The following is a 23,057-nucleotide window of genomic DNA, read 5'->3' as shown; positions in this document are numbered from 1 at the left end:
CAAGCGCTTGACCGCCCGACAGGCGGTGCTAACCTTTGTCCGTTCGGTCAAAAACTGCGTAGCACGACTGCGCCCGAATAACCAAGCGTTGGCACGTCTGCCCGGGCAGCAGAACAAGGGGAAAGCTTGGTCATGTATCATTCGCGCGTCGTTCCGAACGACCTCAACGCCTTCTGGATGCCGTTCACCGCGAACCGGCAGTTCAAGCAGTCGCCACGCATGTTCGTGTCGGCGAAGGACATGCATTTCACCACTACCGACGGCCGCAAGGTGCTCGACGGCACGGCTGGCCTGTGGTGCGTCAATGCCGGCCACTGCCGGCCGAAGATCACCGAGGCGATCCGCGAGCAGGCGGGCGAGCTCGACTATGCGCCAGCCTTCCAGATGGGCCATCCGCTGGCCTTCGAATTCGCCAACCGGCTGGTCGAGATCGCGCCGAAGGGCATGGAACATGTGTTCTTCACCAATTCCGGCTCTGAATCGGTCGACACGGCGCTCAAGATCGCCATCGCTTATCACCGCGCGCGCGGTGAGGGCTCGCGCTTCCGCCTGATCGGCCGCGAGCGCGGCTATCACGGCGTCAATTTCGGCGGCATCTCCGTCGGCGGCATCGTCACCAACCGCAAGATGTTCGGCACGCTGCTCACCGGCGTCGATCATATGCCGCACACGCATCTGCCGGGACAGAACAGCTTCACTAAGGGCGAGCCGGAACACGGCGCCGACATTGCGACCGAGCTGGAGCGCATCGTCACCCTGCACGATGCCTCGACCGTCGCCGCGGTGATCGTGGAGCCGGTCGCCGGTTCGACCGGCGTGCTGATCCCGCCGAAGGGCTATCTGCAGAAGCTGCGCGCGATCTGCGACAAGCACGGCATCCTGCTGATCTTCGACGAGGTCATCACCGGCTTCGGCCGTCTCGGCGCGCCGTTCGCGGCTGACTATTTCGGCGTCACGCCGGACATCATCACGACGGCCAAGGGCATCACTAACGGCGTGATTCCGATGGGCGCGGTGTTCGTGAAGAAGGAGATCCACGACGCCTTCATGAACGGGCCGGAGCATGTGATCGAGTTCTTCCACGGCTACACCTATTCGGGCAATCCGATCGCCTGTGCGGCCGGCATCGCCACGCTCGACACCTACAAGGAAGAGGGCCTGCTCACACGCGGCGAGGAACTCGCGCCGTATTGGGAAGAGGCGCTGCATTCGCTCAAGGGCGAGCCGCACGTGATCGACATCCGCAACATTGGCCTCGTCGGCGCGATCGAGCTGGAACCGATCGCCGGGCAGCCGACCAAGCGGGCCTTCCAGGCCTTCGTGAAGGCGTTCGAGCGCGGCGCGCTGATCCGCACCACCGGTGACATCATCGCGCTGTCGCCGCCGCTGATCATCACCAAGGGCCAGATTAACGAGTTGATCGATCATGTCCGCGAAGTCCTGAGGATGGTGGATTGACGTTCCGGGCGCGCGAGGTCGCAACCTCGACCGTCCTGATCGATGACGACAAGGTGCGCGTCACGCGCTGGGACTTCGCGCCCGGCGCGGAGACCGGATGGCATCGTCATGGGATGGACTATGTCGTGACGACGATCACGCGCTGCGAATTCCTGCTGGAAGAACCCGGCGGCGGCTCACGGCGCGTCGAGATGGAACCCGGCATCGCATACCGGCGCGACGAGGGCGTCGAGCACAACGTCGTCAATGGCGGATCCGAACCGATGGCGTTCGTCGAAGTCGAATTGAAATAGGAGCATTGCATGGCGGCACCCGGCGAAAATCTGCGCATCAATCCGGACAGGCTGTGGGACAGCCTGATGGAGATGGCGAAGATCGGGCCGGGAGTGGCCGGCGGCAACAATCGCCAGACGCTGACCGACGAGGACGGCGAGGGGCGGCATCTGTTCAAGCGCTGGTGCGACGATGCCGGGCTGACCATGGGCGTCGACCAGATGGGCACGATGTTCGCGCGGCGCGAGGGGACGGATCCGGACGCGCTGCCGGTCTATGTCGGCTCGCATCTCGATACCCAGCCGACCGGCGGCAAGTTCGACGGCGTGCTGGGCGTGCTCGGCGGACTGGAAGTTATCCGCACGCTCAACGACCTCGGCATCAAGACGAAGCACCCGATCGTCGTGACCAACTGGACCAACGAGGAAGGCACGCGCTTTGCGCCGGCCATGCTGGCGTCGGGCGTGTTCGCCGGCGTGCACGAACAGGACTGGGCCTACGACCGCAAGGACGCCAAGGGCAAGCGCTTCGGCGACGAGCTGGAGCGGATCGGCTGGAAGGGCGACGAGGAAGTCGGCCAGCGCAAGATGAAGGCCTTCTTCGAACTGCATATCGAGCAGGGGCCGATCCTGGAAGACGAGGGCATCGACATCGGCGTCGTGACCCACGGCCAAGGGCTGAAATGGCTGCAGGTGACGCTGACCGGCAAGGAGGCGCATACCGGCTCGACGCCGATGCCCAAGCGCCGCAACGCTGGGCTCGGCATGGCGCGCGTGACCGAGATGGTGCACGAGGTGGCGATGGACTATCAGCCCGATGCGGTCGGCGCGATCGGCCACATGGAGGTCTATCCGAATTCGCGCAACATCATCGCGGGGCGTTGCGTCTTCACCATTGACATCCGCTCGCCGGACAAAGCCGTGCTGGACGAAATGGACCATCGGATCAGGGCGGGCGTCGACCTGATCTGCGAGGCGCTCGACATTAAATATGAGATCGAGCAGGTCGGCCATTTCGACCCGGTCACCTTCGACGAGGGCTGCGTCAAGGCGATCCGCGACGCGGCGACACGCCTCGGTTACACGCACCGCAATATCGTCTCCGGTGCGGGGCACGACGCCTGCTGGATCAACCGGGTGGCGCCGACCGCCATGGTGATGTGCCCCTGCGTCGACGGCCTATCGCACAACGAGGCCGAGGAGATTTCAAAGGAATGGGCGGCCGCGGGGGCGGACGTGCTGTTCCATGCGGTGGTCGAGACGGCGGAGATCGTGGGGTGAGAGCTTGACAGTCGCGACGGTCCTGGCCTTCGCCGCGATGGCGGCATTGCTGATCATGTCACCCGGTCCCAATGGGGTATTGATCGCCAAGACCGTTCCGACGTCGGGCAAGGCCGCCGGGTTCGCCAATATTGCCGGTTTCGCGGTAGCGTTCTTCGTTCATGGGGCCTTCGCGACCTTCGGCTTCTCGGTGCTGCTTCTCCAGTCGGCCAATCTGTTCCTTGTCGTAAAGCTTGCCGGTGCGGCGTATCTGATCTGGATCGGCGTCAAGGCGCTGATCGGAGCGTTTCGCGGCGCGCCCACAGAGCTTATCGAGGTGACGCCGGCGCGGAACAGACGATCGCTGGCGAAGGCATTCGGCGAGGGGTTCCTCACCAATGCGCTGAATCCGAAAGTGGCGATGTTCTACATCGCAGCATTTCCTCAGTTCATCCCGCACGACAGCGCCACTCCTGCGGCCGCATTTTTGCTTGTCGCGGTGCATGCTTTGCTGAACATGGCCTGGTTCGGGCCGATGGTGTTGCTGTTCGACCGGCTCTCGCGGATTGCGCGCAGCGGCCGGGTACAGCGCGTCGTCAAAGGATTGACCGGCGCGGTGTTCGTCGGCTTCGGGATCAAGCTTGCGACGCTGAGGGCCTAGATGGACGTCGAAGGGCTTCTCCAGAGCGTCATCCGCTTCTCGAACTTCATGACGTCGCGCCTCTTGGTGGCAGGCGTCGTGTTCTACGTCGCGTCGGGTTTCACCGATGTCGGCTCGGCCAGCGAGGGCTTCCTGCCCAATGCCGACCTGCTCAACGAGATCGTGCAGAACTACCAAAACATCTTCGACGTGCTCGGCGTGTCGGACTTCGCGCTTTTGCTCATCCTGTTCGTATTTCTGACGACGATCCACATCATCTACGTCCTGTTCGACCGGGTCGGCGAGTATCTGCCGCCTGCGATCATCCCACTGTCAGGTTGGGAGGCGAACGACGACGTGACGCTCGCCGGTTTCGACATCCTGCGCGAGGCGCGCGGCGAGGAACACACCGACGAGGAGAACCAGCGGCTCTACCAGTTCAAGAAAAAGCTGCGCGAGATCGAGGAGGCGATCGAGCAGAAATTCGCCGAGGAAACCGAGGGAATGGCGACCGCCTACCGGATCGCCAAGACCTTCGTGCTTTTCTCCGTGATTGTCCTGGTGGTGGCACTTGTGTTCGGCAATTATTCGGGCGACCTGAACATCCTGATGGCCATCATCGGTCTGTCGATCCTGACGGCGTTCTACACCGCGTTCGGACTGTTTCGCGCGAACTTCGAGCGTATCACCGCGATCCGCCACGACGTCATCGTTCAGTTCCTCGAATTCTCGCGCATCTGGGCGCCGCAGGAATACCAGCGGCGGATCGCCGAGGCCTGCAAGCCCTCGCACGACCTGAAGCCGGCGCATTTCGCCGTGCTGGTGCCGATCTTCGGTACGCTCGACGAAATGATGGACGAGCTACGGCGCTGGCGCGAGCGCCGGGCGCGCGGGCGGGCGCGTCGGGCATAACGAATGTTGAAAGGCGCCGGCGAGAGGCCGATAATCTCGCGATCCGCGCCCGGAACGAGGCTGATAAATGGGGAACACAATGTCCAAAGTCATCAAGAACGGCACCATCGTCACCGCCGACCGCACCTGGAAGGCGGACGTGCTGATCCGGCACGGCAAGATCGAGGCGATCGGTCCGGACCTGCATGGCGACCATGAATACGATGCGACCGGCTGCTACGTGATGCCCGGCGGCATCGATCCGCACACCCACCTCGAAATGCCCTTCATGGGCACCTATTCGGCCGACGACTTCGAAAGCGGCACGAGGGCAGCACTCGCCGGCGGCACGACCATGGTGGTGGACTTCTGCCTGCCGTCGCCCAACCAGTCGCTGCTCGAAGCGCTGCAGATGTGGGACAACAAGACCTCGAAGGCGGCCTGCGATTATTCCTTCCACATGGCGATCACTTGGTGGGGCAAGCAGGTGTTCGACGAGATGCAGACCGTCGTCGACAAGGGCATCACCTCGTTCAAGCACTTCATGGCCTACAAGGGCTCGCTGATGGTCAACGACGACGAGATGCTGGCCTCCTTCCAGCGTTGCGCCGAGCTCGGCGCGCTGCCGTTGGTGCATGCCGAGAATGGCGACGTGGTGGCGGCGCTATCGCAAAAGCTGCTCGCCGAAGGCAACAACGGCCCCGAGGCGCACGCCTATTCGCGCCCGCCCGAGGTCGAGGGCGAGGCGACCAACCGCGCCATCATGATCGCCGACATGGCCGGCGTGCCGCTCTATGTCGTGCACACCTCCTGCGAGCAGAGTCACGAGGCAATCCGCCGGGCGCGCCAGAAGGGCATGCGCGTCTATGGCGAGCCGCTGATCCAGCATCTCGTGCTCGACGAGACAGAGTATTTCGACAAGGACTGGGACCATGCGGCACGGCGCGTGATGAGCCCGCCCTTCCGCAATAAGCTGCACCAGGATTCGCTCTGGGCCGGGCTGCAGGCAGGCTCGCTGCAGTGCGTGGCGACGGACCACTGCGCCTTCACCACCGACCAGAAGCGTTATGGCGTCGGCGATTTCACCAAGATCCCGAACGGCACGGGCGGGCTGGAGGACCGGCTGCCGGTGTTGTGGACGGCGGGCGTCAACACGGGTCGGCTGACGCCGAACGAGTTCGTCGCGGTGACCTCCACCAACATCGCCAAGATCCTCAACATGTATCCGCAGAAGGGCGCGATCGTGGAGGGGGCCGACGCCGACGTGATCGTGTGGGATCCAAAGAAGAAGAAGACCATCGCGGCCAAGAGCCAGCAGTCGGTGATCGACTACAACGTGTTCGAAGGCTACGAGGTCACCGGCCTGCCGCGCTACGTCTTCACCCGCGGGGAGCTTGCGGTGAACGACGGCAAGGTCGAGGCGAAGCCGGGCCACGGCCAGTTCGTCGGCCGCGAGCCGAAGGGCGCCGTCAACCGCGCGCTGTCGACCTGGAAGGAGCTCGTCGCGCCGCGCAAGGTCGAGCGGTCGGGCATCCCCGCGAGTGGCGTGTGAGCGTGCGCCCTCTGTCGCTCGTCGCCCTGGTACTCATCGGGCTCGCGCCGGTTGCGGCCAGGGCCGAGGCGACGCTCACGCTCGAGGGCACCTGGGGCAATGCGACCGGGTGCAAATATGCCAAGGACGGGCTCTACGAAAACGATGACATGATACTGCTCAAGCCAGGCGGCATCGAGAGCTATGTCACGCTGTGCGAATGGGTCCAGGTATCGACCGCGTCGAACGGCACCCAGGTCGTGACCGGGCTGTGCGGCCACGAAGGCGAGGGCTATCAGACCGTCGAGACTTACATTGTAGAGAAGGATCACGCCGATCCCACGCTCGTGCGCATCAGCCAATCGACGGGCGACGTCTGGGGCGAGGTGCGGAAATGTCCGTGACGCTTACTTCGCCAGCGCATCGAGGTCCGGCAAGAGCACGACGCTTTCCTGTTCGTTCGGATCGGTGCGGGCGATGATCGCGGTGCAGGGCTCGGTGCCGAGGTTGGCAGGCAGGTGAGGGACGCCGGCCGGGATATACATCATCTCGCCGGGCCCCATGTCGGCATAGTGCTCCAGTCGCTCGCCATACCAGGTGCGTGCCGTGCCGGAGAGCACGTAGACGGCCGATTCATGCGCTTCGTGCAGATGCGCCCTGGCGCGGGCGCCGGGCGGAATGGTGACGACATGCATGCACAGGCCCTTCGAGCCGACGGTCTCGGCCGCGATTCCGGCGAAATAGTTCAGCCCCTGCTTGCCGCCATAGGCATCGGCGGGACGAACCACACGGCAGGTCGGTCTGGGCACCTCGGTCATGGACAAGCCTTCCGGAAGGCCGGGCGGCGAATCCCGGCGACGCGGATTGAACACCGCGCCCGTTCGTTGCGCAAGGCGGCGAGACTGCGGCGTCTGGGCCGGGGAAAGCGGCTGCGAATCCACTTGTGTTTGCAGTGCGGCGATCTATCGTCGCGCTTTCGGCACCTCGCAATCCGGCCCGGCACCTGAATGCAATCAATCATTTCCGCCCGTAATCTCGATCTGGTCTTTCAGACCGCCGACGGTCCGGTGCATGCGCTGAACGACGTCAATCTCGAGATCGGCAAGGGCGAATTCGTTTCCTTCATCGGCCCATCCGGCTGCGGCAAGACGACCTTCCTGCGCGTCATCGCCGACCTCGAAAAGCCGACCGGCGGCACGATCACGGTCAACGGCATGACGCCCGAGAAGGCGCGCGAGGCGCGGGCCTACGGTTACGTTTTCCAGGCGGCGGCGCTTTATCCGTGGCGGACGATCGAGAAGAACATCGCACTGCCGCTGGAAATCATGGGGATTTCGAGAGCCGAGCAGGCTGACCGGATCAGGCGGACTTTGGCGCTGGTCAACCTCACGGGCTTCGAGAAGAAGTTCCCATGGCAGTTGTCGGGCGGCATGCAGCAGCGCGCCTCGATCGCGCGCGCACTCGCCTTCGACGCCGACCTGCTTTTGATGGACGAGCCGTTCGGCGCGCTGGACGAGATCGTGCGCGACCATCTGAACGAGCAATTGCTGGAACTATGGGCGCGGACGAACAAGACGATCTGCTTCGTGACGCACTCGATCCCCGAGGCCGTCTACCTCTCGACCAAGATCGTGGTGATGAGCCCGCGGCCGGGCCGCGTCACCGACATCATCGAGTCGACGCTGCCCAAGGAGCGCCCGCTCGACATCCGCGAAACGCCGGAATTCCTCGCCATCGCCGCGCGGGTGCGGGAGGGGTTGAGGGCAGGGCACAGCTATGAGGATTGAGGACTTTAGAAAGGTCATCCCCACCCCTAACCCCTCCCCACAAGGGGGAGGGGGACTTGGTGAGGGTCGCAGATGAAATCTTTCGCCGAACGATCTTTCCCCGTTCTCGTCATCCTCGCGCTGATCGTAGCCGCGTGGTACATCGGCTCATACGCGCTCAACGCCCCGTTCCAGCGCGATCTCGACCGGCGGGCGGGCGAGACGCCGACGACGTGGGAGTTCGTCGTCAAGACGATGACGCAGCCGAAGCCGACACTGCCGGCGCCGCATCAGGTGGCGCAGAATTTCTTCGAGAACACTTTCCTCAGGAAGGTCACGTCCAACCGCAGTCTGGTCTACCACGCCTGGGTGACGCTGTCGGCGACGCTCATGGGCTTCGCCTTCGGGACCGTGCTCGGCATCCTGATTGCCGTCGGTATCGTGCATGTGACGACGCTCGACCGCTCGCTGATGCCGTGGATTATTGCCTCGCAGACGATTCCGATCCTGGCGCTGGCGCCGATGATCATTGTGGTGCTGGCGGCGGTCGGGATCACCGGGCTGATCCCGAAATCGCTGATCTCGACCTATCTGTCCTTCTTCCCGGTCGCCGTGGGCATGGTGAAGGGGCTGCGCTCGCCGGAATTCACCCATCTCGACCTGATGCACACCTACAATGCCTCGAAATCGCAGGTGTTCTGGAAGCTGCGTGTGCCGGCCTCGGTGCCTTACCTGTTCACGTCGATGAAGGTGGCCGTCGCCGCCAGCCTGGTCGGCGCGATCGTCGGCGAATTGCCGACGGGGGCGGTCGCGGGCATCGGCGCCAAGCTGCTCAGCGGCTCCTATTACAGCCAGACGATCGACATGTTCGCTGCCCTCGTCGCCGGCTCCGTCGTCGCGATGCTGCTCGTCACGCTTGTCGGCATCGCCGGCAAGGTGACCGAGCGCCTGATGGGGGCGCGCCCGGCATGAGCATCGCGCGTGTCCCCTGGCAGGCGGCTGTCGCCCTTGTGCTGGTGTTGCTGGCCTGGTTCGCGCCGGGCTGGACGACGAGCGAAATACAGGCCTTGTCGGCCGGGGAGTCCGGTCCGCCTTATCCCTATCAACTGACGGGCCCGCTGATTCTCGGCCTGGCGTTCCTGTCCGTGTTGACAACGCTCCTGCGGCCGAAGCCGTGGATCGAGGCGGTTCTGCTTCTCGTCCTCGTGCATGTCGCGACCTGGCTGCTCCTGAGCGGCATCGCGGGGGCCGAAGGACAGGCGCTGCCGGGGTTCTGGTTCATGCTCGTTGCGCTATGGCTGTGTGCCTGGAGGCTGGCGACCGTTCTCTCGTCCATGAAGATCGCCGACCGGACGATGGCGACCGTGGTGCGGCTCCTGGTGCCCGCGCTGTTCGGCGCCTGGCTCTTGATCATCTGGGAGGCGATCACGCGCGGCGCGGGAATCCCGTTCATCCTCCTGCCGCCGCCGTCCGCGATCGGTGCGAAGTTCGCCGCCTCGCTGCCGACGCTGATGGCAGACGTGCGCCAGACAATCTTCAAGTCCGTGCTGATCGGCTACACGATCGGCTGCGCTGCCGGCTTCGCCGTCGCGATCCTCGCCGACCGGTTCCTGTTCCTCCGGCGCGGGCTCATGCCCATCGGCAACATGGTCTCGGCGCTGCCGATCATCGGCGTCGCTCCGATCATGGTGATGTGGTTCGGCTTCGACTGGCATTCCAAGGCCGCGGTCGTGGTGATCATGACCTTCTTCCCGATGCTGGTGAACACGGTCGCAGGTCTGGCGGCCGCCGGACATATGGAACGCGACCTGATGCGAACCTATGCCGCCGATTATTGGCAGACACTTCTCAAGCTGCGGCTTCCGGCCGCCGCGCCTTTCATCTTCAACGCCTTGAAAATCAACTCAACACTGGCTTTGATTGGCGCTATCGTCGCGGAATTCTTCGGCACGCCGGTGGTCGGCATGGGTTTCCGCATCTCGACCGAAGTCGGCAGGATGAATGTCGACATGGTCTGGGCGGAGATCGCGGTGGCGGCGCTGGCTGGGTCGATCTTCTACGGCTTGCTGGCCCTTATCGAGAGGGCCGTGACGTTCTGGCATCCGTCTGTCCGTGGTGGATAGACGCTCTTCAGAGGGAACAAGAATGAAAAAACTCATCTTCGCAATGCTGGCCGGCGGCGTGTCGCTGGCCGCCGTGCAGGCCCAGGCGGCCGACGCGGTGACGCTGCAGCTCAAATGGGTGACGCAGGCCCAGTTTGCCGGCTACTACGTCGCCAAGGACAAGGGCTTCTACGACGAGGAAGGCCTCGACGTCACGATCAAGCCGGGCGGCCCGGACATCGCGCCCGAACAGGTGATCGCCGGCGGCGGCGCCGACGTGATCGTCGACTGGATGGGCGGCGCACTGGCGGCCCGTGAAAAGGGCGTCGGCCTCGTCAACATCGCCCAGCCGTTCAAGAAGGCCGGCATGGAACTCGTCTGCCCGAAGGACGGCCCGATCAAGACCGAAGCCGACTTCAAGGGCCACACGCTCGGCGTCTGGTTCTTCGGCAACGAGTATCCGTTCTACGCCTGGATGAACAAGCTCGGCATCCCGACCGAAGGTGGCGCTGACGGCGTGACGGTGCTGAAGCAGTCGTTCGACGTGCAGCCGCTGATCCAGAAGCAGGCGGACTGCATCTCGGTGATGACATACAACGAATACTGGCAGCTCATCGACGCCGGCTACAAGCCGGAAGACCTGATCGTGTTCAACTACACGGCCATGGGCGTCGACCTGCTCGAGGACGGGCTCTACGCGCTCGAGGACAAGCTGAAGGACCCGGCCTTCAAGGAGAAGATGGTCAAGTTCGTCCGCGCCTCGATGAAGGGCTGGGACTACGCGGTGAAGAACCCCGACGAGGCGGCCGACATCGTGGTCGAGAACGGCGGCCAGGACGAGAACCACCAGAAGCGCATGATGGGCGAGGTCGCCAAGCTGATCGACAATGCCGATGGCAAGCTGATCGAGGCGGCCTACGACCGCACCGCCAAGGCGCTGCTCGACCAGAAGATCCTGACCAAGGAGCCGTCGGGCGCCTGGACGAAGGAAATCACAGACGCGGCGATCAAGTAACGATCTGCAACAGATCCGACTGCGAAAGGGGCGGGGCAACCGCCCCTTTTTCTTTTGTCGGGCGGATTATTTCAGTTGGTCGGGAAGCAGGCCTGGCGGATTTCGTTTGTCTTCCTGACGGCACCTGCAGCGTCGTCGCGGCGCCTCGCTCGAAGCGCGCCAAGGTAGAGGAAGCATCCATGACACACTCGACATTTCCGATGAACCTGGCCGGGCTCGCGGTGACCGCGCTGCTCCTGTCCGGAACCGCGTCGCTCGCCGAAATGGTGAAGATGGCGGCAACGCTCGACGGCGCGCAGCAATCGCCGCCGGTGACGACCGATGGCAAGGGGCACCGCGGAACTCACCTTCGACACCGACACCAGGAAGCTCGACTGGACGATCGAATATTCCGGCCTCAGCGGTCCTGCCGCCGCGGGACATTTCCACGGTCCGGCGGATGCGGGCGCCAATGCCGGTGTCGCGGTGCCGTTCGAGGGCGATCTCGCCAGCCCGATCAAGGGATCGGCCACGCTGACCGAGGCGCAGGCCGCCGACCTGATGGCAGGAAAATACTACATCAACCTGCATACGGCGGCGAACAAGGGCGGCGAAATCCGCGGCCAGGTGACGAAGGCGGCGATGTAGTCCCGCGCGCAACCAGCGGCTGAAGGGGCGGGCGACCGCCCCTTTTCATTTGGTGGCACGGCGAAACATTCGCGCAAGGAAAGTGAGCATAGGTTCACTGCCAGGAACCGGAGAGCCTCACCCATGCGCATCGTCATCGCCGTCGTCGTCGTGACGTTCTACATCCTCTACGAGCAGCTGTACAACAACTGGCACATGACAAATGCGGTCATTGCCGAGGTGAACCGCCTGCTCAGGATGGCGGGGCTGTAAGGGCGGTCACTCCTTTGGGACGAAGGTCAGGCCATCGACCAGCGTCGTCGCCGTTCGCAGGGCGGCACCCGCCGCGAGGACCATCTGCGGCAGCAGCATCCATTCCAGCGTCCAGGCGGTGCCCGAGCGCTCGTTCTCGTGCACCAGCGCCTGATGCATGCCCGACAGAAGGGTGGCGTTGAAGCGGGCAAGCGTGACGAGCACTTCCGCGCCGACCGGATTGACCTTATGCGGCATGGCGGAAGAGCCGCCGCCGCCCGCGAGCCTCACCTCCGCGACCTCGCTCTGCGCCAGCAGCGCCACGTCCTGCCCCATCTTGCCGAGGCTGCCGGTGACCAGCGACAGCCAGGACGCCAACGCTGCGATGCCGTCGCGCTCGCTGTGGCGCGGGCGAGGAACGTAAGCGAGGCCGAGCGCGGCAGCGAGGCGGCGGCCGACGGCTTCTCCCTTGTCGCCGAGTTTTTCCAGCGTGCCGGCCGCGCCGCCGAAATGCGCGATCTCGAGATCGGCACGCACGGCTGCGAGGCGTTCGCGATGGCGTATCAGAGGGTCGCGCCAGCTCAGGATCTTGCGCGCGGCCGGAACGGGGATCGCAGCCTGCATGCGGGTATGGCCCATGGTCTCGATCCCGCCGTCGCGGGCGCCGAGCGCGTCGAGCGTCGCGATCAGTCCCGCGAGTCTTGCATCGAGGATCGAAAGGATGCCGACAAGCCGCAGCGCGAGGCCGGTGTCGATGACGTCCTGGCTTGTCGCGCCGGCATGAACATGCACGCCATGCTCCTGGCCGGCCGCAATACGCAGTTGACGCACGAGTTCCGGAACGATCACACCGTCGCGCTGCGTCGCCTCGCGGAGCGCGGCGTGGTGAAGCGCTGCCCGCGGCAGGACGGCGGCGATCGCTTTGGCAGCGTCGGCCGGGATGATGCCCTCCGCACCCTCGGCCTCGGCAAGGGTCGCCTCGAAGCGAAGCATCGCGTCGAGTTCGGCCTCGGTCGAGAAGAAGCCGGCAAGCTCGGCGTCCCCGAGCAAGCCGGACAGGATCGGGTGGTCGAAGGGCGAGACGGTCATGCGGCCTTATCGCACGGGCTCAGATGTCGAAGAAGATGGTTTCCTTCTCGCCCTGCAAGCGGATGTCGAAGGTGTAGGTGTTCCCGTCCCGCGGCGCGATCAGCGTCGGGATGCGGTTCTTGTGCTCGATGCGCTGGAAGATCGGGTCCTCGGCGTTGGCCTTTTCCTCGTCGGCGAAATACATCCGGGTGTGTAGGCCGATGTTGATGCCGCGCGCGACGACCCAGAAGGTGATGTGCGGCGCCTGCGGGCGGCCGTCACGGAACGGCACGCGACCGGGCTTGATCGTCTCGAAGACGCATTCGCCGGTGGTCATGTCGGTGGCTTTACGGCCCCAGCCGGTGAAGTTCGGATCGGCGGCGCCACGCATTTCCGACGGCGAGTTGTAGAGGCCGGCGGCATCTGCCTGCCAGATCTCGACCAGCGCGTCCTTCAGTGGCGTATCGGCGCCGTCTATGACGCGCACCTTGACCGTAATGCGCTCGCCCCTGGTCCTTTCGTTGACCATGGAGATGCCGAGATCCTCGGAATAGACACCGGTGATCTCGGCGAAATTCGGGGTCAGACCGATATGGACGTATGGCCCGGCGGTCTGCGAGGCGGATTCCTTGAGGCGGTTGAGCGACTGGGCCATCCTAGTTTCCCTCCAACCGGTTCTCGAACATGGTCGAGCGGCGGCCGCGCAGGACGATGTCGAACTTGTAGGCGCGGGCATCCATCGGGATGGTCGCCTCCATGTCGAGCGGTGCGATCAACTGTTCGATCGCGGCCTTGTCGGGGATGGTCCTGACGATCGGGCATTTCCAGATCAGCGGGTCGCCCTCGAAATACATCTGCGTGATCAGCCGCTGGGCGAAGCCGTGGCCGAAGATCGAGAAGTGGATGTGGGCAGGCCGCCAGTCGTTGGGGCCGTTCGGCCAGGGGTAGGGGCCTGGCTTGATGGTCCGGAAGGCGTAGGCGCCGTCCTCGTCGGTGATGGTGCGGCCGCAGCCACCGAAATTGGGATCGAGTGGCGCGAGGTAGGTTTCCTTCTTGTGGCGGTAGCGACCGCCGGCGTTGGCCTGCCAGAACTCCAGCAAAGCGCCGGGAACACCCTTGCCTCGCTCGTCTAGCACGCGGCCGTAGACGATGACGCGCTGGCCGATGGCGCTTTCGCCCGGGCTGGCGAAATTGTGGATCAGGTCGTCGTCGAGTGCGCCCAGCATGTTGTGGCCGAAGACCGGCCCGGTGATCTCTGAAATCGTGTTGTCGAGCGAGATCATCGCCCTTTGCGGCGAACGCAGCACCGAAGTCTTGTAGCCAGGGCGTGAAGGCCGGAGGCTGCCATTCGCGGTCGCGGGCGAAGAAAGAGCCGGTCTCCGGGCGGTTGTTGGACATGGGTTCCTCCTCAGACTTTTGCGTCGATCTCGGCAAAGACCTGCTTCATGACCTTGATCGCATGATTGGCCGCGGGCACGCCAGCATAGACGGCAACGTGGAACATCACCTCGCGCAGGTCGTCGCGGCTGGCGCCGGTGTTCAGCGTTGCCCTGGTATGCATGGCAACCTCGTCCCACTGGCCGAGGCCGGCCAGCAGCGCGATGGTGATCATCGAGCGCTCGCGTTTCGTCAGGCCGGGGCGCGACCAGACGTCGTTCCAGGCCATGCCGGTGATATAGTCCTGGAAGTCGGAATCGAACTCGGTGCGGCGCGCATTCGCCGCGTCGACCCAGGCGTCACCCAGCACCAAACGGCGGGTCTTCATGCCCGTTTCGATCCGATCCTCCTTGCCGTCCTCATTGCTCATGTATTCCTCCCTACGAGCTGCCTAGTAGGGCAGACCGACATAGTTCTCCGCAAGGGCCGTCGATGCCGCGCGGGAATTCGCCAGATAGCCGAGTTCCGCCTCCTGGATGCGCTGGCCGAAGGGGCCGTTGTCCGGCAAGAGATGCATCAGCGAGGTCATCCACCAGGAGAACCGCTCCGCCTTCCAGACGCGTGACAGGGCGCGTGCCGAGTAGGCGTCGACGCCGGCGGTCGATTTGTCGAGATAGAATTCCCGAAGTCCTTCAAAGAGATAATGGACATCGCTCGCGGCGAGATTCAAGCCCTTGGCGCCGGTCGGCGGCACGATGTGGGCGGCGTCTCCGACGAGGAACATCTTCCCGAAGCGCATCGGCTCGGCGACGAAGGAGCGCAGCGGCGCGACCGACTTCTCGATCGACGGGCCTATGGTCATCGCATCGGCCGTCGCAGGCGGCAGCCGTCGCCGTATCTCGTCCCAGAAGCGTTCATCCGACCAGTTCTCGACCTTTTCGTCGGAGGCGACCTGGACATAGTAGCGCGAGCGGGTGTGCGAGCGCATCGAGCAGAGCGCGAAGCCACGCGGGTGATTGGCGTAGATCAGCTCGTGATTGACCGGCGGCACCTCGGCGATGATGCCCAGCCAGCCGAACGGATAGACCCGCTCGAAGAGCTGGATCGCATCCGCCGGCACGGCCTTGCGGGAGGCGCCGTGATAGCCGTCGCAGCCGGCGATGAAATCGCAGTTAAGACGGTGCTCGACGCCGCCGTGCCTGAATGTCAGGTAGGGGCGCTCGCCGGCGAAGTCGCGGGGCTCGACATCGGCCGCTTCGTAAAAGGTCTTGCCGCCGGTCGCCTCGCGGCGGTCCATCAGGTCTTTCGTCACCTCGGTCTGGCCATAGACCATGACCCGCCTGCCGCCCGTCAGGTCGTGCAGGTCGATGCGGTGGCGCTTGCCGTCGAAGGTCAGGTCGAAGCCGTCATGCGGCAATCCCTCGCGGCGCATGCGTTCGCCGGCGCCGGCGCGGTCGAGTAGATCGCAGGTGCCTTCTTCGAGAACGCCGGCACGGATGCGCTCAAGGACGTGCGCCTTCGACGAGCGTTCGAGGATGACGTTGTCGATGCCCGCATCAGAGAGCAGTTGACCGAGAAGCAGCCCTGACGGGCCAGAGCCGATGATGGCGACCTGGGTTCGCAAGTATTCCTCCCTTGGTGCTTGCACGTTGAACGCACGCAGAAGGCCAAACAATGGACATTTCGGGCATAAGACTGCACAATCCGCGCATGGATGTCCGGAAAGCTCCCAACGACGTTCCCGAATACCGGCTCTATCGCGAGGCGCGCGAGGAGGCGGCCGACTTCTGGATCCATTGCGAACCGCTGCCGGAACGCTCGCGGCTGCACCGCTTCGAGATCGCCACGCACCGACACCCGTCGCTGTTCCAGATGTTCCTGGTGACAGAGGGCGAGGGTGAGGTACTCGACGGCCGCTCGGTGACGCGGCTTGCAGCGCCCTGCATTCTCTTCATCCCTTCCGGGGCGGTGCACGGCTTCCGCTTCTCGCCGTCGGTGGGCGGCATCGTCGTGACGGCTCTGGCGGACCGGCTGGTCTCGCTGGCTTCAGCGGACAGGCACATCGCAGCCTTTGCGGATGCGGTGCGTGTCCTTTCCGTCGCGGATGGTATCGACGACATCCTCCTGCGCATCGACTCGGAGATGCGCGACCGGCCGGTCGGACGCGCGGCGGCGCTGGAGGCACTGACGGCGCTCGCTGTGGTCGGCCTAGCGCGGATCTGGGCTGCCGAGCGCTCCGACGACGCAGCGGCGCCCGACATCCAGAGTTCGCGCGCGCAGATGCTGGAGACGCTGGTGGCCGCGCATTACCGTCACGGCCTGCCGGCGGCGTTCTATGCCGAGCGGATGGGTGTCTCCGTCTCCCAGCTCAACCGCATCGCGCGCGCGGTCACGGGACAGACATTGCAGGGGCTGATCGTGCGGCGCGTCACCGAGGCGGCCTGCCGCGACCTCGTCTTCACGCCGACGCCGGTGAACCGCATCGCGGAATCGCTCGGATTTGCCGATCCAGCCTATTTCAACCGTTTCTTCCGGCGGCAGACGGGACTGACACCGGGAGCGTATCGCGCGACGGAGAGGGGACGGCTTGCGCCGCCCGAGTCGGCTTGAGCCGGCGCGGCCTGCGTCCCGGGGCGCGCAAGGCGTCGCCTACTTTCCTTCGCGAATCTGGGTCAGCGTGCGCGTCGGCGTGATCGCTTCGGGGTCGAGCTTGATCTCGATAATCGACGGCTTGCCGCTGGCGCGGGCCCGCTCGAAGGCGGGCGCGAATTCGTCCGTCTTCGCCACCGTTTCGCCGTGGCCGCCATAGGCGCGGGCGAGGGCCGCGAAGTCCGGATTCTGCAATGTCGTGCCGGAGACGCGGCCGGGATATTCGCGCTCCTGATGCATGCGGATCGTGCCGTAGATGCCGTTGTTGAGGATCACGACGATGATCGGTGCGCCATACTGGATTGCTGTTGCGAACTCCTGGCCGTTCATCAGGAAGTCGCCGTCGCCGGCCCAGACAATGACCTCGCGTTCGGGAAACGTCAGCTTGGCGGCGACGCCGCCCGGCACGCCGTAGCCCATGGAGCCCGAGGTGGGGGCGGCCTGCGAGTTGAAGCTGCGGAAGCGGTGGAACCTGTGAATCCAGGTGGCGAAGTTGCCGGCGCCGTTGGCGATGATCGCATCCTTCGGCAGGTGTTCCTCCAGCCAGGCCATGATCGGACCGATCTTGACCGGACCGGGGCCGTCGGCCGGCGGCGTCGACCATGCGAGGTAGTCTTCATGCATCTCGGCAGTTCGGTTCGCCCAGACCGGCGTGGCTCGCGGTGTAGTCCTGGCCAGGGCGTGGGCAAACGCTGCCGGCGTGGCGTTGATCGCGACGGTCGGGCGATAGACGCGGCCGAGTTCGTGCGGGTCGGGATAGATGTGAACCAGCTTCTGGTCGGGATAGGGGCTCTTCATCAATGTGTAGTCGGCGGACGGCATTTCACCGAAGCGGCAGCCGACGAGCAGGATCAGGTCGGACTTCTTGATATAGTCGCCGAGCTTCGGGTTGATGCCGATACCGATGTCGCCCGCGTAGGAGACGTGAAGCTGGTCGCAGAGCGCCTGGCGGCGGAAGGAGCAGCCGGCGGGAAGCTTCCACCGCTCCAGCGCGCCGCACATGGCCTTGACCGCGTCGGCTGTCCAACGCGTGCCGCCGAGGATGACGAAGGGCCGCTCGGCCTTTTCCAGCAGGGCGACGGTGGCGGCCATCTCCGCCTCGCCGGGCGCGCTGTCCACCGGCACGAAGGGCAGGGGCACCGGCGCTTCCACCTCGTCGGTCAGCATATCTTCCGGCAGGGCAACGATCACCGGGCCCGGGCGTCCGGAGGTGGCGACGGCGAAGGCGCGGGTGACGAGTTCGGGAATACGGCGGGCGTCGTCGATCTCGACCACCCATTTGGCCATCGAGCCGAAGAAGGCCCGGTAGTCGACCTCCTGAAACGCCTCGCGCTCGAGATTGCCGCGTGCGACCTGGCCGACGAACATGACGACCGGATTGGAATCTTGCCGCGATATGTGGATCCCGGCCGATGCGTTGGTGGCGCCGGGGCCGCGGGTGACGAAGCAGATGCCCGGTTTTCCGGTCAGGCGGCCTTCGCAATCCGCCATCATCGCGGCCCCGCCTTCCTGGCGGCAGACGATGTTCGCGATCTTCGAGTCATGCAGCGCGTCCAGCACGGCGAGATAACTCTCGCCGGGTACCGAATAGATGCGTTCGACGCCGTTGGCTTCGAGGCAGTCGACGATGAGCTGTCCGCCGGTCTTCATGCGATGTCCTCTCGGTCGGTTCGGATATCAGGCCGCCTTGCGATAGAAGGCGAGGGAGCCGGCAAGCGCCAGAAGCGCACCGCCGCAGGCGCGGTCGAGCCAGACCAGGCCGCCGCGCGTCAGCACGCGCACCGCCTGCGCGCCGAAGCCCGCGTACATGGCCATCACCGCCACGTCGATCGCAGCGAAGAGGATGGCCAGGACCGCATATTGGGGAAGCTGAGGGCCAGAGGCGGACACGAACTGCGGCAGGAAAGCCGAGACGAAGAGGTATCCCTTGGGGTTCGTCACCGCGACAAAGAAGCTCTTCCCGAACAGCGCGCGCGGCGACCCGCGAAGCTGGTCTGTCGAGGCGAGGGCCGCGGGATCGAGGCTGCCGCGCGACCGCAGAAGCTGGATGCCGAGCCAGGCGAGGTAGGCAACGCCGACCCATTTGACGACCGCGAACCAGAACTCGGATGCGGCGAGCAGCGCACCGAGGCCGATTGCCGCCGCGCCGACCAGAACGAAGTCCGACGTCGCGGCCCCGGCCATTCCCCATGCCGCGCGGCGGAAGCCGAAGCGCGACCCGTTGGCAAGCGCCAGCAGCACCGTCGGGCCGGGCGTGGCAATGGCGATGAAGGCGACGGCGGAGAAGGCCAGGAGAGTCCAGACGCTCATCGATCGCGTTCCTTGCTTTGGTCGAGTTCAGCCAGGATTTCCGCCGTGTGCTCTCCGAGCCTCGGCGAGGGGCGAGAGTATTCGATCGGGGTCGCCGAGAACAGCATCGGCGCGCGCACCCCGGGCAACGTCTCGCCGTGGCCGTCGGGGAGGTCAATCCGCATGCCGCGCGCGATCGCCTGCGGGTCGGCGAAGCTCTCGGCGATGTTGTTGATCGGGCTCGCCGGCACCGCGGCCGCGTCAAGCTTCGGCAGCAGGTCGGCGCGGGTCCACGAGGCGAGCGCGGCGACCAGCTTTTCGCGCAGGCGGGCGCGGTTGACCACGCGCGCAGGATTGGTCGCGAAATCGGGATCGGCGGGCAGTTCGTCGAGGCCGACAACCTTGCAGAAGCGCTGGAACTGCCCGTCATTACCCGCCGCGAGGATGAAGTGGCCATCGGCCAGCGGCAGTACCTCGTAGGGCGCGATGTTCATGTGAGCGTTGCCCATCTGGATCGGCGCTTTGCCGGAGACGAGATAGTTGAGGTTCTGGTTGCCGAGCACCGAGATCTGCGTGTCGTAGAGTGCCATATCTATGTGCTGGCCCTCGCCGGTCGCTTCGGCATGGCGAAGGGCCGCCTGGATGGCGATGACGGAATAGAGGCCGGTGAAGATGTCGGAGATCGCGACGCCCGCCTTCTGCGGCTCGCGGCCTGCCTCGCCGGTGATCGACATCATGCCGGACATTCCCTGGATGATGAAGTCGTAGCCGGCGCGCGGCGCGTAGGGGCCGGTCTGGCCGAAGCCGGTGATGGAGCAGTAGACAAGGCGCGGGTTGAGTGCCTTCACGCTGTCGTAGTCGAAGCCGTATTTCTTCAGGCCGCCGACCTTGAAGTTCTCGATCAGCACGTCGGCGTCGGCAATCAGCTTCCTGAGCGTCTCGGCGCCCTCGGGCGTGGTGAAGTCGATGCCGATCGAGCGTTTGCCGCGGTTGGTCGAATGGTAATAGGCGGCCGACAGGTTGGCGCCGTCCTTGGCCGTCACGAAGGGCGGGCCCCATTTGCGGGTGTCGTCACCGCCGTCCGGATTCTCCACCTTGATCACGTCCGCGCCGAGGTCGGCAAGCACCTGTCCGGCCCAGGGGCCGGCGAGGATGCGGGCCAACTCGATGACGCGGATGCCGGAGAGCGGTGGCTTGGACATGCGTGAGAGACTCCGATTGCCGGCTGACTAGCAGCGGCCGGAAGCGATGTCACGGGCCTGCCTTGTGCCACACGGCACGTGCCCCTCTGGCGGAGCAGGAACGTGGCCTGCCTGGAGCCGGTCGGCTTCGCCAGGCTCGGCGTGCAGGCGTGGCTGCTGCGGACGGACGAACAATCGGTTTGAGATTGGACGGCTCAGCGCCGTTTGCTTATCAGCCCAATGGCTATCCCGAGCGCGAGCCCGATGCCGATTCCCATGGCAATATTGTCGAGCGCCAGACCGATGGCCACGCCGAGCGCGATCCCGACGGCGATGGATACTCCTGAAGTCATAACGATAAACTAGGGCGCGACAGGGATGGGACCAGCGATTTCGGTGGTCAGGCGACGATCCGCGCCAGCCACGCCGCGAAGTCTGTCATCACCTGGTCGCGGTTTACTTCGTTCAGGCTTTCGTGGCGGGTCTGCGGGTAAATCGTTGAAACCAGATTCGAAAAACCCATTCGCCTCAGTCGTTCGGCGTGGTGGCGCACCGCCTTGCCGCCGTCGGTCGCGGGATCGTGTTCTCCGCCGACCAGATAGAGCGGCAGGTCGCGGTGAATGGGAGCATAATTGCGGTCGTCGGCGCCGGCGAAGATGAAGTCGAACACGTCCCGCCACATCGATACCGACGCGTCCCAGCCGCAGAGCGGGTCGGCGACGTATTTGTCGACCTCGGCCGGGTCGCGTGACAGCCAATCGAATTCGGTGCGGCGGTCCTTGATCTGCTTCGCCCAAGCCTGGAAAGTCAGCTTCGGCAGGATGCGCGAAGACACGTCGGAACCGAGCCGGAAGCGCTCGAAGGCGAGCACCGCCTGAGCGAGGCGGCCGGGCAGGCCCGCGGAGAAGTTGGCGTTGCAGATCACCGCCGCATGCAGCCGGGCGGAGTGCTTCAACACGTGATTCATACCCGACAGGCCGCCCATCGAATGGCCGAACAGGACGACCGGCAGGCCGGGGTGGTCGGCCGCGATGCGGTCGTGCATCGCGTCGATGTCGGCGACGACCTTTGCCGCGCCGTCCTGCCTCGCGAAGATGCGGGGCGGGGCGTCCGGGGCTATCGTCGCGCCATGGCCGCGATGGTCGTGCGCATAGACATGGAAGCCGCGCGCGGCGAGGAAATCGGCGAAGCGGGCATAGCGCGCGGCGTGTTCCGCGAGGCCGTGGTTGATCTGCACCACGCCGCGCGGAGACCCCTCGGCGAGGCGGACATAGGCGTTGAGCGTGGCGCCTGTCGGCGAGGCGACGCTGATCGTTCTGTCGAAAGCCATGTTTTCCTCCCGCGCGACCGCAGGGTGACTTGGCGCTTTGCCGACAAATTCGTCAAGCGACGCCCGTTGCAGGAGCAACCGGGCGTTGAATGCTTACGAAACGGTCAGGGGCGACAGGTGATGAATGTCTGTGCAGAATTTGCCTTGCCAAGCCCGTCCGGCCCCTGTTTGATGCCGTTCTGACAAACGTTGGGGAGTGTCGAAGCATGATCAATCGCAGAGCGTTCTCGCTCGCTGCCGCCGCATTGGCCGGAGCCGTGGCCTTCGCCGCGCCGGCTGCGGCCGAGACAGACATCAAGTTCACGCTGGACTGGAAGTTCGAGGGGCCGGCGGCCGGTTTCTTCCTCGCGATGGACAAGGGCTATTTCAAGGAAGCGGGACTCAACGTCACCATCGACACAGGCAACGGTTCGGTGGAGGCGATCCCGCGGGTAGCTACGGGCGCCTATCAGATGGGCTTCGGCGACATCAATTCGCTGATCAAGTTCCTCGACACCGACCCGACCCAGAAGATCAAGGCGGTGATGGTGATCTACGAGCGGCCGCCGTTCTCGATCATCGGCCGCAAGAGCCTCGGCATCACTGAAGATCCGAAGTCGGTCGAAGGCCACAAGCTCGGCGCGCCGCCGCCGGACGGCGCCTTCGCGCAGTGGCCGGCCTTCGTGCAGGCCGCCGGCATCGACGCTTCCAAGGTGACGATCGAGAGCGTCGGATTCCCGGTGCGCGAGCCGATGTTGGCGCAGGGCCAGGTCGACGGCATCTTCGGTTTCGCCTTCTCCTCGGTGCTGAACCTGAAGGCGCAAGGGGTGGCCGCGGACGACATCTCGATGATCCTGATGGCCGAGCACGGGCTGGATCTCTACGGCAACTCGATCCTGGTCAACACCGACTTTGCGGCGGCGAATCCCGATGCGGTGAAGGGCTTCCTCAAGGCGCTGGCCAAGGGCTTTGCCGACGCGGTCGCCGATCCGGAAGCAGGCGTCGCCGCCGTGATGGCGCGCAACGAGGTCTTGAAGAAGGACATCGAGATCGAGCGACTCAAGATGGCGAACGATCTCAACATCAAGACGCCCTACGTCGTCGAGAACGGCTTCGGCGGTCTGGACATGGGCAAGCTCACCAAGTCGATCGAGTATCTGACCGTCTCGATGAAGCTCGCCGGCAATGTGAAGGCCGACCAGATCTTCGACGCCTCGTTCCTGCCGCCGAAGGAAGAGCGGATGCTGCCGTAAGGCGCAGGTCAGGCGGCGTCGCGTTCTGCGGCGCCCCCCTCTGATCTGCCGGCCATCTCCCCCACACGGGGGGAGATTACATGCTTCCTCGGAACTGCCGATCTCCCCCGACTCGTGGGGGAGATGGCCGGCAGATCA

General features: G+C 64.9%; 25 protein-coding genes and 2 pseudogenes. 16 read left to right on the top strand and 11 right to left on the bottom strand.

The features are described 5' to 3' along the window. The first annotated feature begins 132 nt into the window (after positions 1-132). The 7 genes from LRS09_RS00895 (at position 133) to LRS09_RS00865 (ending at position 6,456) form a co-directional block, all read left to right on the top strand. The gene (locus LRS09_RS00895) at positions 133-1,458 is read left to right on the top strand and encodes an aspartate aminotransferase family protein (protein WP_257803692.1); all 1,326 of its coding nucleotides are present in this window, start codon (positions 133-135) and stop codon (positions 1,456-1,458) included. Continuing rightward, positions 1,455-1,751 carry a cupin domain-containing protein gene (locus LRS09_RS00890; protein ID WP_257803691.1) on the top strand — a complete coding sequence of 99 codons (297 nt, stop codon included), beginning with the start codon at positions 1,455-1,457 and terminating at the stop codon, positions 1,749-1,751. Before LRS09_RS00895 ends, LRS09_RS00890 begins: the two co-directional genes overlap by 4 nt. A gap of 9 nt (positions 1,752-1,760) precedes the next feature. Continuing rightward, the gene (locus LRS09_RS00885) at positions 1,761-3,011 is read left to right on the top strand and encodes a Zn-dependent hydrolase (protein WP_257803690.1); all 1,251 of its coding nucleotides are present in this window, start codon (positions 1,761-1,763) and stop codon (positions 3,009-3,011) included. A 4-nt stretch (positions 3,012-3,015) separates the two neighbouring features. After that, positions 3,016-3,651, top strand: coding sequence for a LysE family translocator (locus LRS09_RS00880; RefSeq protein ID WP_257803689.1), 636 nt, complete (start codon positions 3,016-3,018; stop codon positions 3,649-3,651). Then, a complete protein-coding gene (locus LRS09_RS00875; protein ID WP_257803686.1) occupies positions 3,652-4,542 on the top strand; it encodes a hypothetical protein in 891 nt (296 codons plus the stop codon). 79 nt (positions 4,543-4,621) lie between these two features. Further along, positions 4,622-6,073 (top strand): dihydropyrimidinase, encoded by a 1,452-nt coding sequence (gene hydA, locus LRS09_RS00870; RefSeq protein WP_257803685.1) that lies wholly within the window; start codon positions 4,622-4,624, stop codon positions 6,071-6,073. Continuing rightward, complete coding sequence (locus LRS09_RS00865; protein WP_257803683.1) at positions 6,070-6,456, top strand: hypothetical protein; 387 nt, start codon at positions 6,070-6,072, stop codon at positions 6,454-6,456. Before hydA ends, LRS09_RS00865 begins: the two co-directional genes overlap by 4 nt. 3 nt (positions 6,457-6,459) lie before the next feature. Here LRS09_RS00865 and LRS09_RS00860 read toward each other — a convergent pair whose 3' ends face one another. Next, on the bottom strand, positions 6,460-6,870 hold the full coding sequence (locus LRS09_RS00860) for a cupin domain-containing protein (protein ID WP_257803682.1): 411 nt from the start codon (positions 6,868-6,870) through the stop codon (positions 6,460-6,462). A 189-nt stretch (positions 6,871-7,059) separates the two neighbouring features. Between LRS09_RS00860 and LRS09_RS00855 the strand changes: the two genes are divergently transcribed. The 4 genes from LRS09_RS00855 to LRS09_RS00840 all read left to right on the top strand — a co-directional run bounded on the left by LRS09_RS00855 (position 7,060) and on the right by LRS09_RS00840 (position 10,935). Then, the gene (locus LRS09_RS00855) at positions 7,060-7,839 is read left to right on the top strand and encodes an ABC transporter ATP-binding protein (RefSeq protein ID WP_257803679.1); all 780 of its coding nucleotides are present in this window, start codon (positions 7,060-7,062) and stop codon (positions 7,837-7,839) included. Between the two features lie 72 nt (positions 7,840-7,911). Then, positions 7,912-8,790, top strand: a complete 879-nt coding sequence (locus LRS09_RS00850; protein WP_257803678.1) for an ABC transporter permease — start codon at positions 7,912-7,914, stop codon at positions 8,788-8,790. Continuing rightward, complete coding sequence (locus LRS09_RS00845) at positions 8,787-9,941, top strand: ABC transporter permease (RefSeq protein WP_257803676.1); 1,155 nt, start codon at positions 8,787-8,789, stop codon at positions 9,939-9,941. Before LRS09_RS00850 ends, LRS09_RS00845 begins: the two co-directional genes overlap by 4 nt. Before the next feature lie 22 nt (positions 9,942-9,963). Further along, on the top strand, positions 9,964-10,935 hold the full coding sequence (locus LRS09_RS00840) for an ABC transporter substrate-binding protein (RefSeq protein WP_257803675.1): 972 nt from the start codon (positions 9,964-9,966) through the stop codon (positions 10,933-10,935). Here the strand turns inward: LRS09_RS00840 and LRS09_RS00835 are convergent. Continuing rightward, on the bottom strand, positions 10,928-11,263 hold the full coding sequence (locus LRS09_RS00835; RefSeq protein ID WP_257810326.1) for a hypothetical protein: 336 nt from the start codon (positions 11,261-11,263) through the stop codon (positions 10,928-10,930). The genes LRS09_RS00840 and LRS09_RS00835 overlap by 8 nt on opposite strands. Between LRS09_RS00835 and LRS09_RS00830 the strand changes: the two are divergent. Together LRS09_RS00830 and LRS09_RS00825 are read left to right on the top strand one after the other, a co-directional pair. Beyond that, positions 11,157-11,562, top strand: a pseudogene (locus LRS09_RS00830) (CHRD domain-containing protein). The gene LRS09_RS00835 and the pseudogene LRS09_RS00830 sit on opposite strands and share 107 nt — an antisense overlap. Positions 11,563-11,685: 123 nt before the next feature. Continuing rightward, positions 11,686-11,814 (top strand): hypothetical protein, encoded by a 129-nt coding sequence (locus LRS09_RS00825; protein WP_257803674.1) that lies wholly within the window; start codon positions 11,686-11,688, stop codon positions 11,812-11,814. Positions 11,815-11,820: 6 nt separating this feature from the next. On the opposite strand, the gene LRS09_RS00820 is transcribed toward LRS09_RS00825, so the two are convergent. The 5 genes and pseudogenes from LRS09_RS00820 to pobA form a co-directional block, all read right to left on the bottom strand. Next, complete coding sequence (locus LRS09_RS00820; protein ID WP_257803672.1) at positions 11,821-12,882, bottom strand: 3-carboxy-cis,cis-muconate cycloisomerase; 1,062 nt, start codon at positions 12,880-12,882, stop codon at positions 11,821-11,823. A 19-nt stretch (positions 12,883-12,901) separates the two neighbouring features. Beyond that, entirely contained in the window at positions 12,902-13,516 is a 615-nt protein-coding gene (pcaG, locus tag LRS09_RS00815) for a protocatechuate 3,4-dioxygenase subunit alpha (RefSeq protein ID WP_257803671.1), read from the bottom strand. A 1-nt stretch (position 13,517) separates the two neighbouring features. Beyond that, positions 13,518-14,259, bottom strand: a pseudogene (gene pcaH, locus LRS09_RS00810) (protocatechuate 3,4-dioxygenase subunit beta). 10 nt (positions 14,260-14,269) lie between these two features. Next, positions 14,270-14,668, bottom strand: coding sequence for a 4-carboxymuconolactone decarboxylase (gene pcaC / locus LRS09_RS00805; RefSeq protein WP_257803670.1), 399 nt, complete (start codon positions 14,666-14,668; stop codon positions 14,270-14,272). 21 nt (positions 14,669-14,689) lie between these two features. Next, complete coding sequence (gene pobA, locus LRS09_RS00800) at positions 14,690-15,862, bottom strand: 4-hydroxybenzoate 3-monooxygenase (RefSeq protein WP_257803669.1); 1,173 nt, start codon at positions 15,860-15,862, stop codon at positions 14,690-14,692. 50 nt (positions 15,863-15,912) lie between these two features. On the opposite strand from pobA, the gene LRS09_RS00795 reads away from it, so the two are divergent. Further along, positions 15,913-16,848: a helix-turn-helix domain-containing protein gene (locus tag LRS09_RS00795; protein WP_257803668.1), complete on the top strand. Its 936-nt coding sequence runs from the start codon at positions 15,913-15,915 to the stop codon at positions 16,846-16,848. A gap of 39 nt (positions 16,849-16,887) precedes the next feature. Here the strand turns inward: LRS09_RS00795 and LRS09_RS00790 are convergent, their stop codons facing one another. The 3 genes from LRS09_RS00790 to LRS09_RS00780 are packed head-to-tail and all read right to left on the bottom strand — an operon-like array spanning position 16,888 to position 20,378. Beyond that, positions 16,888-18,537: a thiamine pyrophosphate-binding protein gene (locus LRS09_RS00790; RefSeq protein ID WP_257803667.1), complete on the bottom strand. Its 1,650-nt coding sequence runs from the start codon at positions 18,535-18,537 to the stop codon at positions 16,888-16,890. A 27-nt stretch (positions 18,538-18,564) separates the two neighbouring features. Beyond that, a complete protein-coding gene (locus tag LRS09_RS00785; RefSeq protein WP_257803666.1) occupies positions 18,565-19,197 on the bottom strand; it encodes a LysE family translocator in 633 nt (210 codons plus the stop codon). After that, positions 19,194-20,378 carry a CaiB/BaiF CoA-transferase family protein gene (locus LRS09_RS00780; protein WP_257803665.1) on the bottom strand — a complete coding sequence of 395 codons (1,185 nt, stop codon included), beginning with the start codon at positions 20,376-20,378 and terminating at the stop codon, positions 19,194-19,196. Before LRS09_RS00780 ends, LRS09_RS00785 begins: the two co-directional genes overlap by 4 nt. 149 nt (positions 20,379-20,527) lie before the next feature. Here LRS09_RS00780 and LRS09_RS00775 point away from each other — a divergent pair, with 149 nt between their 5' ends. Continuing rightward, positions 20,528-20,704, top strand: coding sequence for a hypothetical protein (locus LRS09_RS00775; protein WP_257803664.1), 177 nt, complete (start codon positions 20,528-20,530; stop codon positions 20,702-20,704). 53 nt (positions 20,705-20,757) lie between these two features. Here the strand turns inward: LRS09_RS00775 and LRS09_RS00770 are convergent, their stop codons facing one another. Then, complete coding sequence (locus LRS09_RS00770; RefSeq protein ID WP_257803662.1) at positions 20,758-21,687, bottom strand: alpha/beta fold hydrolase; 930 nt, start codon at positions 21,685-21,687, stop codon at positions 20,758-20,760. A gap of 206 nt (positions 21,688-21,893) precedes the next feature. On the opposite strand from LRS09_RS00770, the gene LRS09_RS00765 reads away from it, so the two are divergent. Next, on the top strand, positions 21,894-22,919 hold the full coding sequence (locus tag LRS09_RS00765; RefSeq protein WP_257803661.1) for an ABC transporter substrate-binding protein: 1,026 nt from the start codon (positions 21,894-21,896) through the stop codon (positions 22,917-22,919). Positions 22,920-23,057: the final 138 nt, after the last annotated feature.

It is taken from the genome of Mesorhizobium sp. J428 (assembly GCF_024699925.1).
Taxonomy (GTDB): domain Bacteria; phylum Pseudomonadota; class Alphaproteobacteria; order Rhizobiales; family Rhizobiaceae; genus Mesorhizobium_A.
The sequence above is the reverse complement of the archived record's forward strand: the minus strand, read 5'-3'. Positions and strand labels throughout refer to the sequence as shown.

Coding starts and splice junctions, on each gene's coding strand:
- LRS09_RS00895 (WP_257803692.1), top strand. CDS start 133: ATGTATCATTCGCGCGTCGTTCCGAACGACCTCAACGCCTTCTGGATG.
- LRS09_RS00885 (WP_257803690.1), top strand. CDS start 1,761: ATGGCGGCACCCGGCGAAAATCTGCGCATCAATCCGGACAGGCTGTGG.
- LRS09_RS00875 (WP_257803686.1), top strand. CDS start 3,652: ATGGACGTCGAAGGGCTTCTCCAGAGCGTCATCCGCTTCTCGAACTTC.
- hydA (WP_257803685.1), top strand. CDS start 4,622: ATGTCCAAAGTCATCAAGAACGGCACCATCGTCACCGCCGACCGCACC.
- LRS09_RS00860 (WP_257803682.1), bottom strand. CDS start 6,870: ATGACCGAGGTGCCCAGACCGACCTGCCGTGTGGTTCGTCCCGCCGAT.
- LRS09_RS00855 (WP_257803679.1), top strand. CDS start 7,060: ATGCAATCAATCATTTCCGCCCGTAATCTCGATCTGGTCTTTCAGACC.
- LRS09_RS00850 (WP_257803678.1), top strand. CDS start 7,912: ATGAAATCTTTCGCCGAACGATCTTTCCCCGTTCTCGTCATCCTCGCG.
- LRS09_RS00845 (WP_257803676.1), top strand. CDS start 8,787: ATGAGCATCGCGCGTGTCCCCTGGCAGGCGGCTGTCGCCCTTGTGCTG.
- LRS09_RS00840 (WP_257803675.1), top strand. CDS start 9,964: ATGAAAAAACTCATCTTCGCAATGCTGGCCGGCGGCGTGTCGCTGGCC.
- LRS09_RS00825 (WP_257803674.1), top strand. CDS start 11,686: ATGCGCATCGTCATCGCCGTCGTCGTCGTGACGTTCTACATCCTCTAC.
- LRS09_RS00820 (WP_257803672.1), bottom strand. CDS start 12,882: ATGACCGTCTCGCCCTTCGACCACCCGATCCTGTCCGGCTTGCTCGGG.
- pcaG (WP_257803671.1), bottom strand. CDS start 13,516: ATGGCCCAGTCGCTCAACCGCCTCAAGGAATCCGCCTCGCAGACCGCC.
- pcaC (WP_257803670.1), bottom strand. CDS start 14,668: ATGAGCAATGAGGACGGCAAGGAGGATCGGATCGAAACGGGCATGAAG.
- LRS09_RS00795 (WP_257803668.1), top strand. CDS start 15,913: ATGGACATTTCGGGCATAAGACTGCACAATCCGCGCATGGATGTCCGG.
- LRS09_RS00790 (WP_257803667.1), bottom strand. CDS start 18,537: ATGAAGACCGGCGGACAGCTCATCGTCGACTGCCTCGAAGCCAACGGC.
- LRS09_RS00785 (WP_257803666.1), bottom strand. CDS start 19,197: ATGAGCGTCTGGACTCTCCTGGCCTTCTCCGCCGTCGCCTTCATCGCC.
- LRS09_RS00780 (WP_257803665.1), bottom strand. CDS start 20,378: ATGTCCAAGCCACCGCTCTCCGGCATCCGCGTCATCGAGTTGGCCCGC.
- LRS09_RS00770 (WP_257803662.1), bottom strand. CDS start 21,687: ATGGCTTTCGACAGAACGATCAGCGTCGCCTCGCCGACAGGCGCCACG.
- LRS09_RS00765 (WP_257803661.1), top strand. CDS start 21,894: ATGATCAATCGCAGAGCGTTCTCGCTCGCTGCCGCCGCATTGGCCGGA.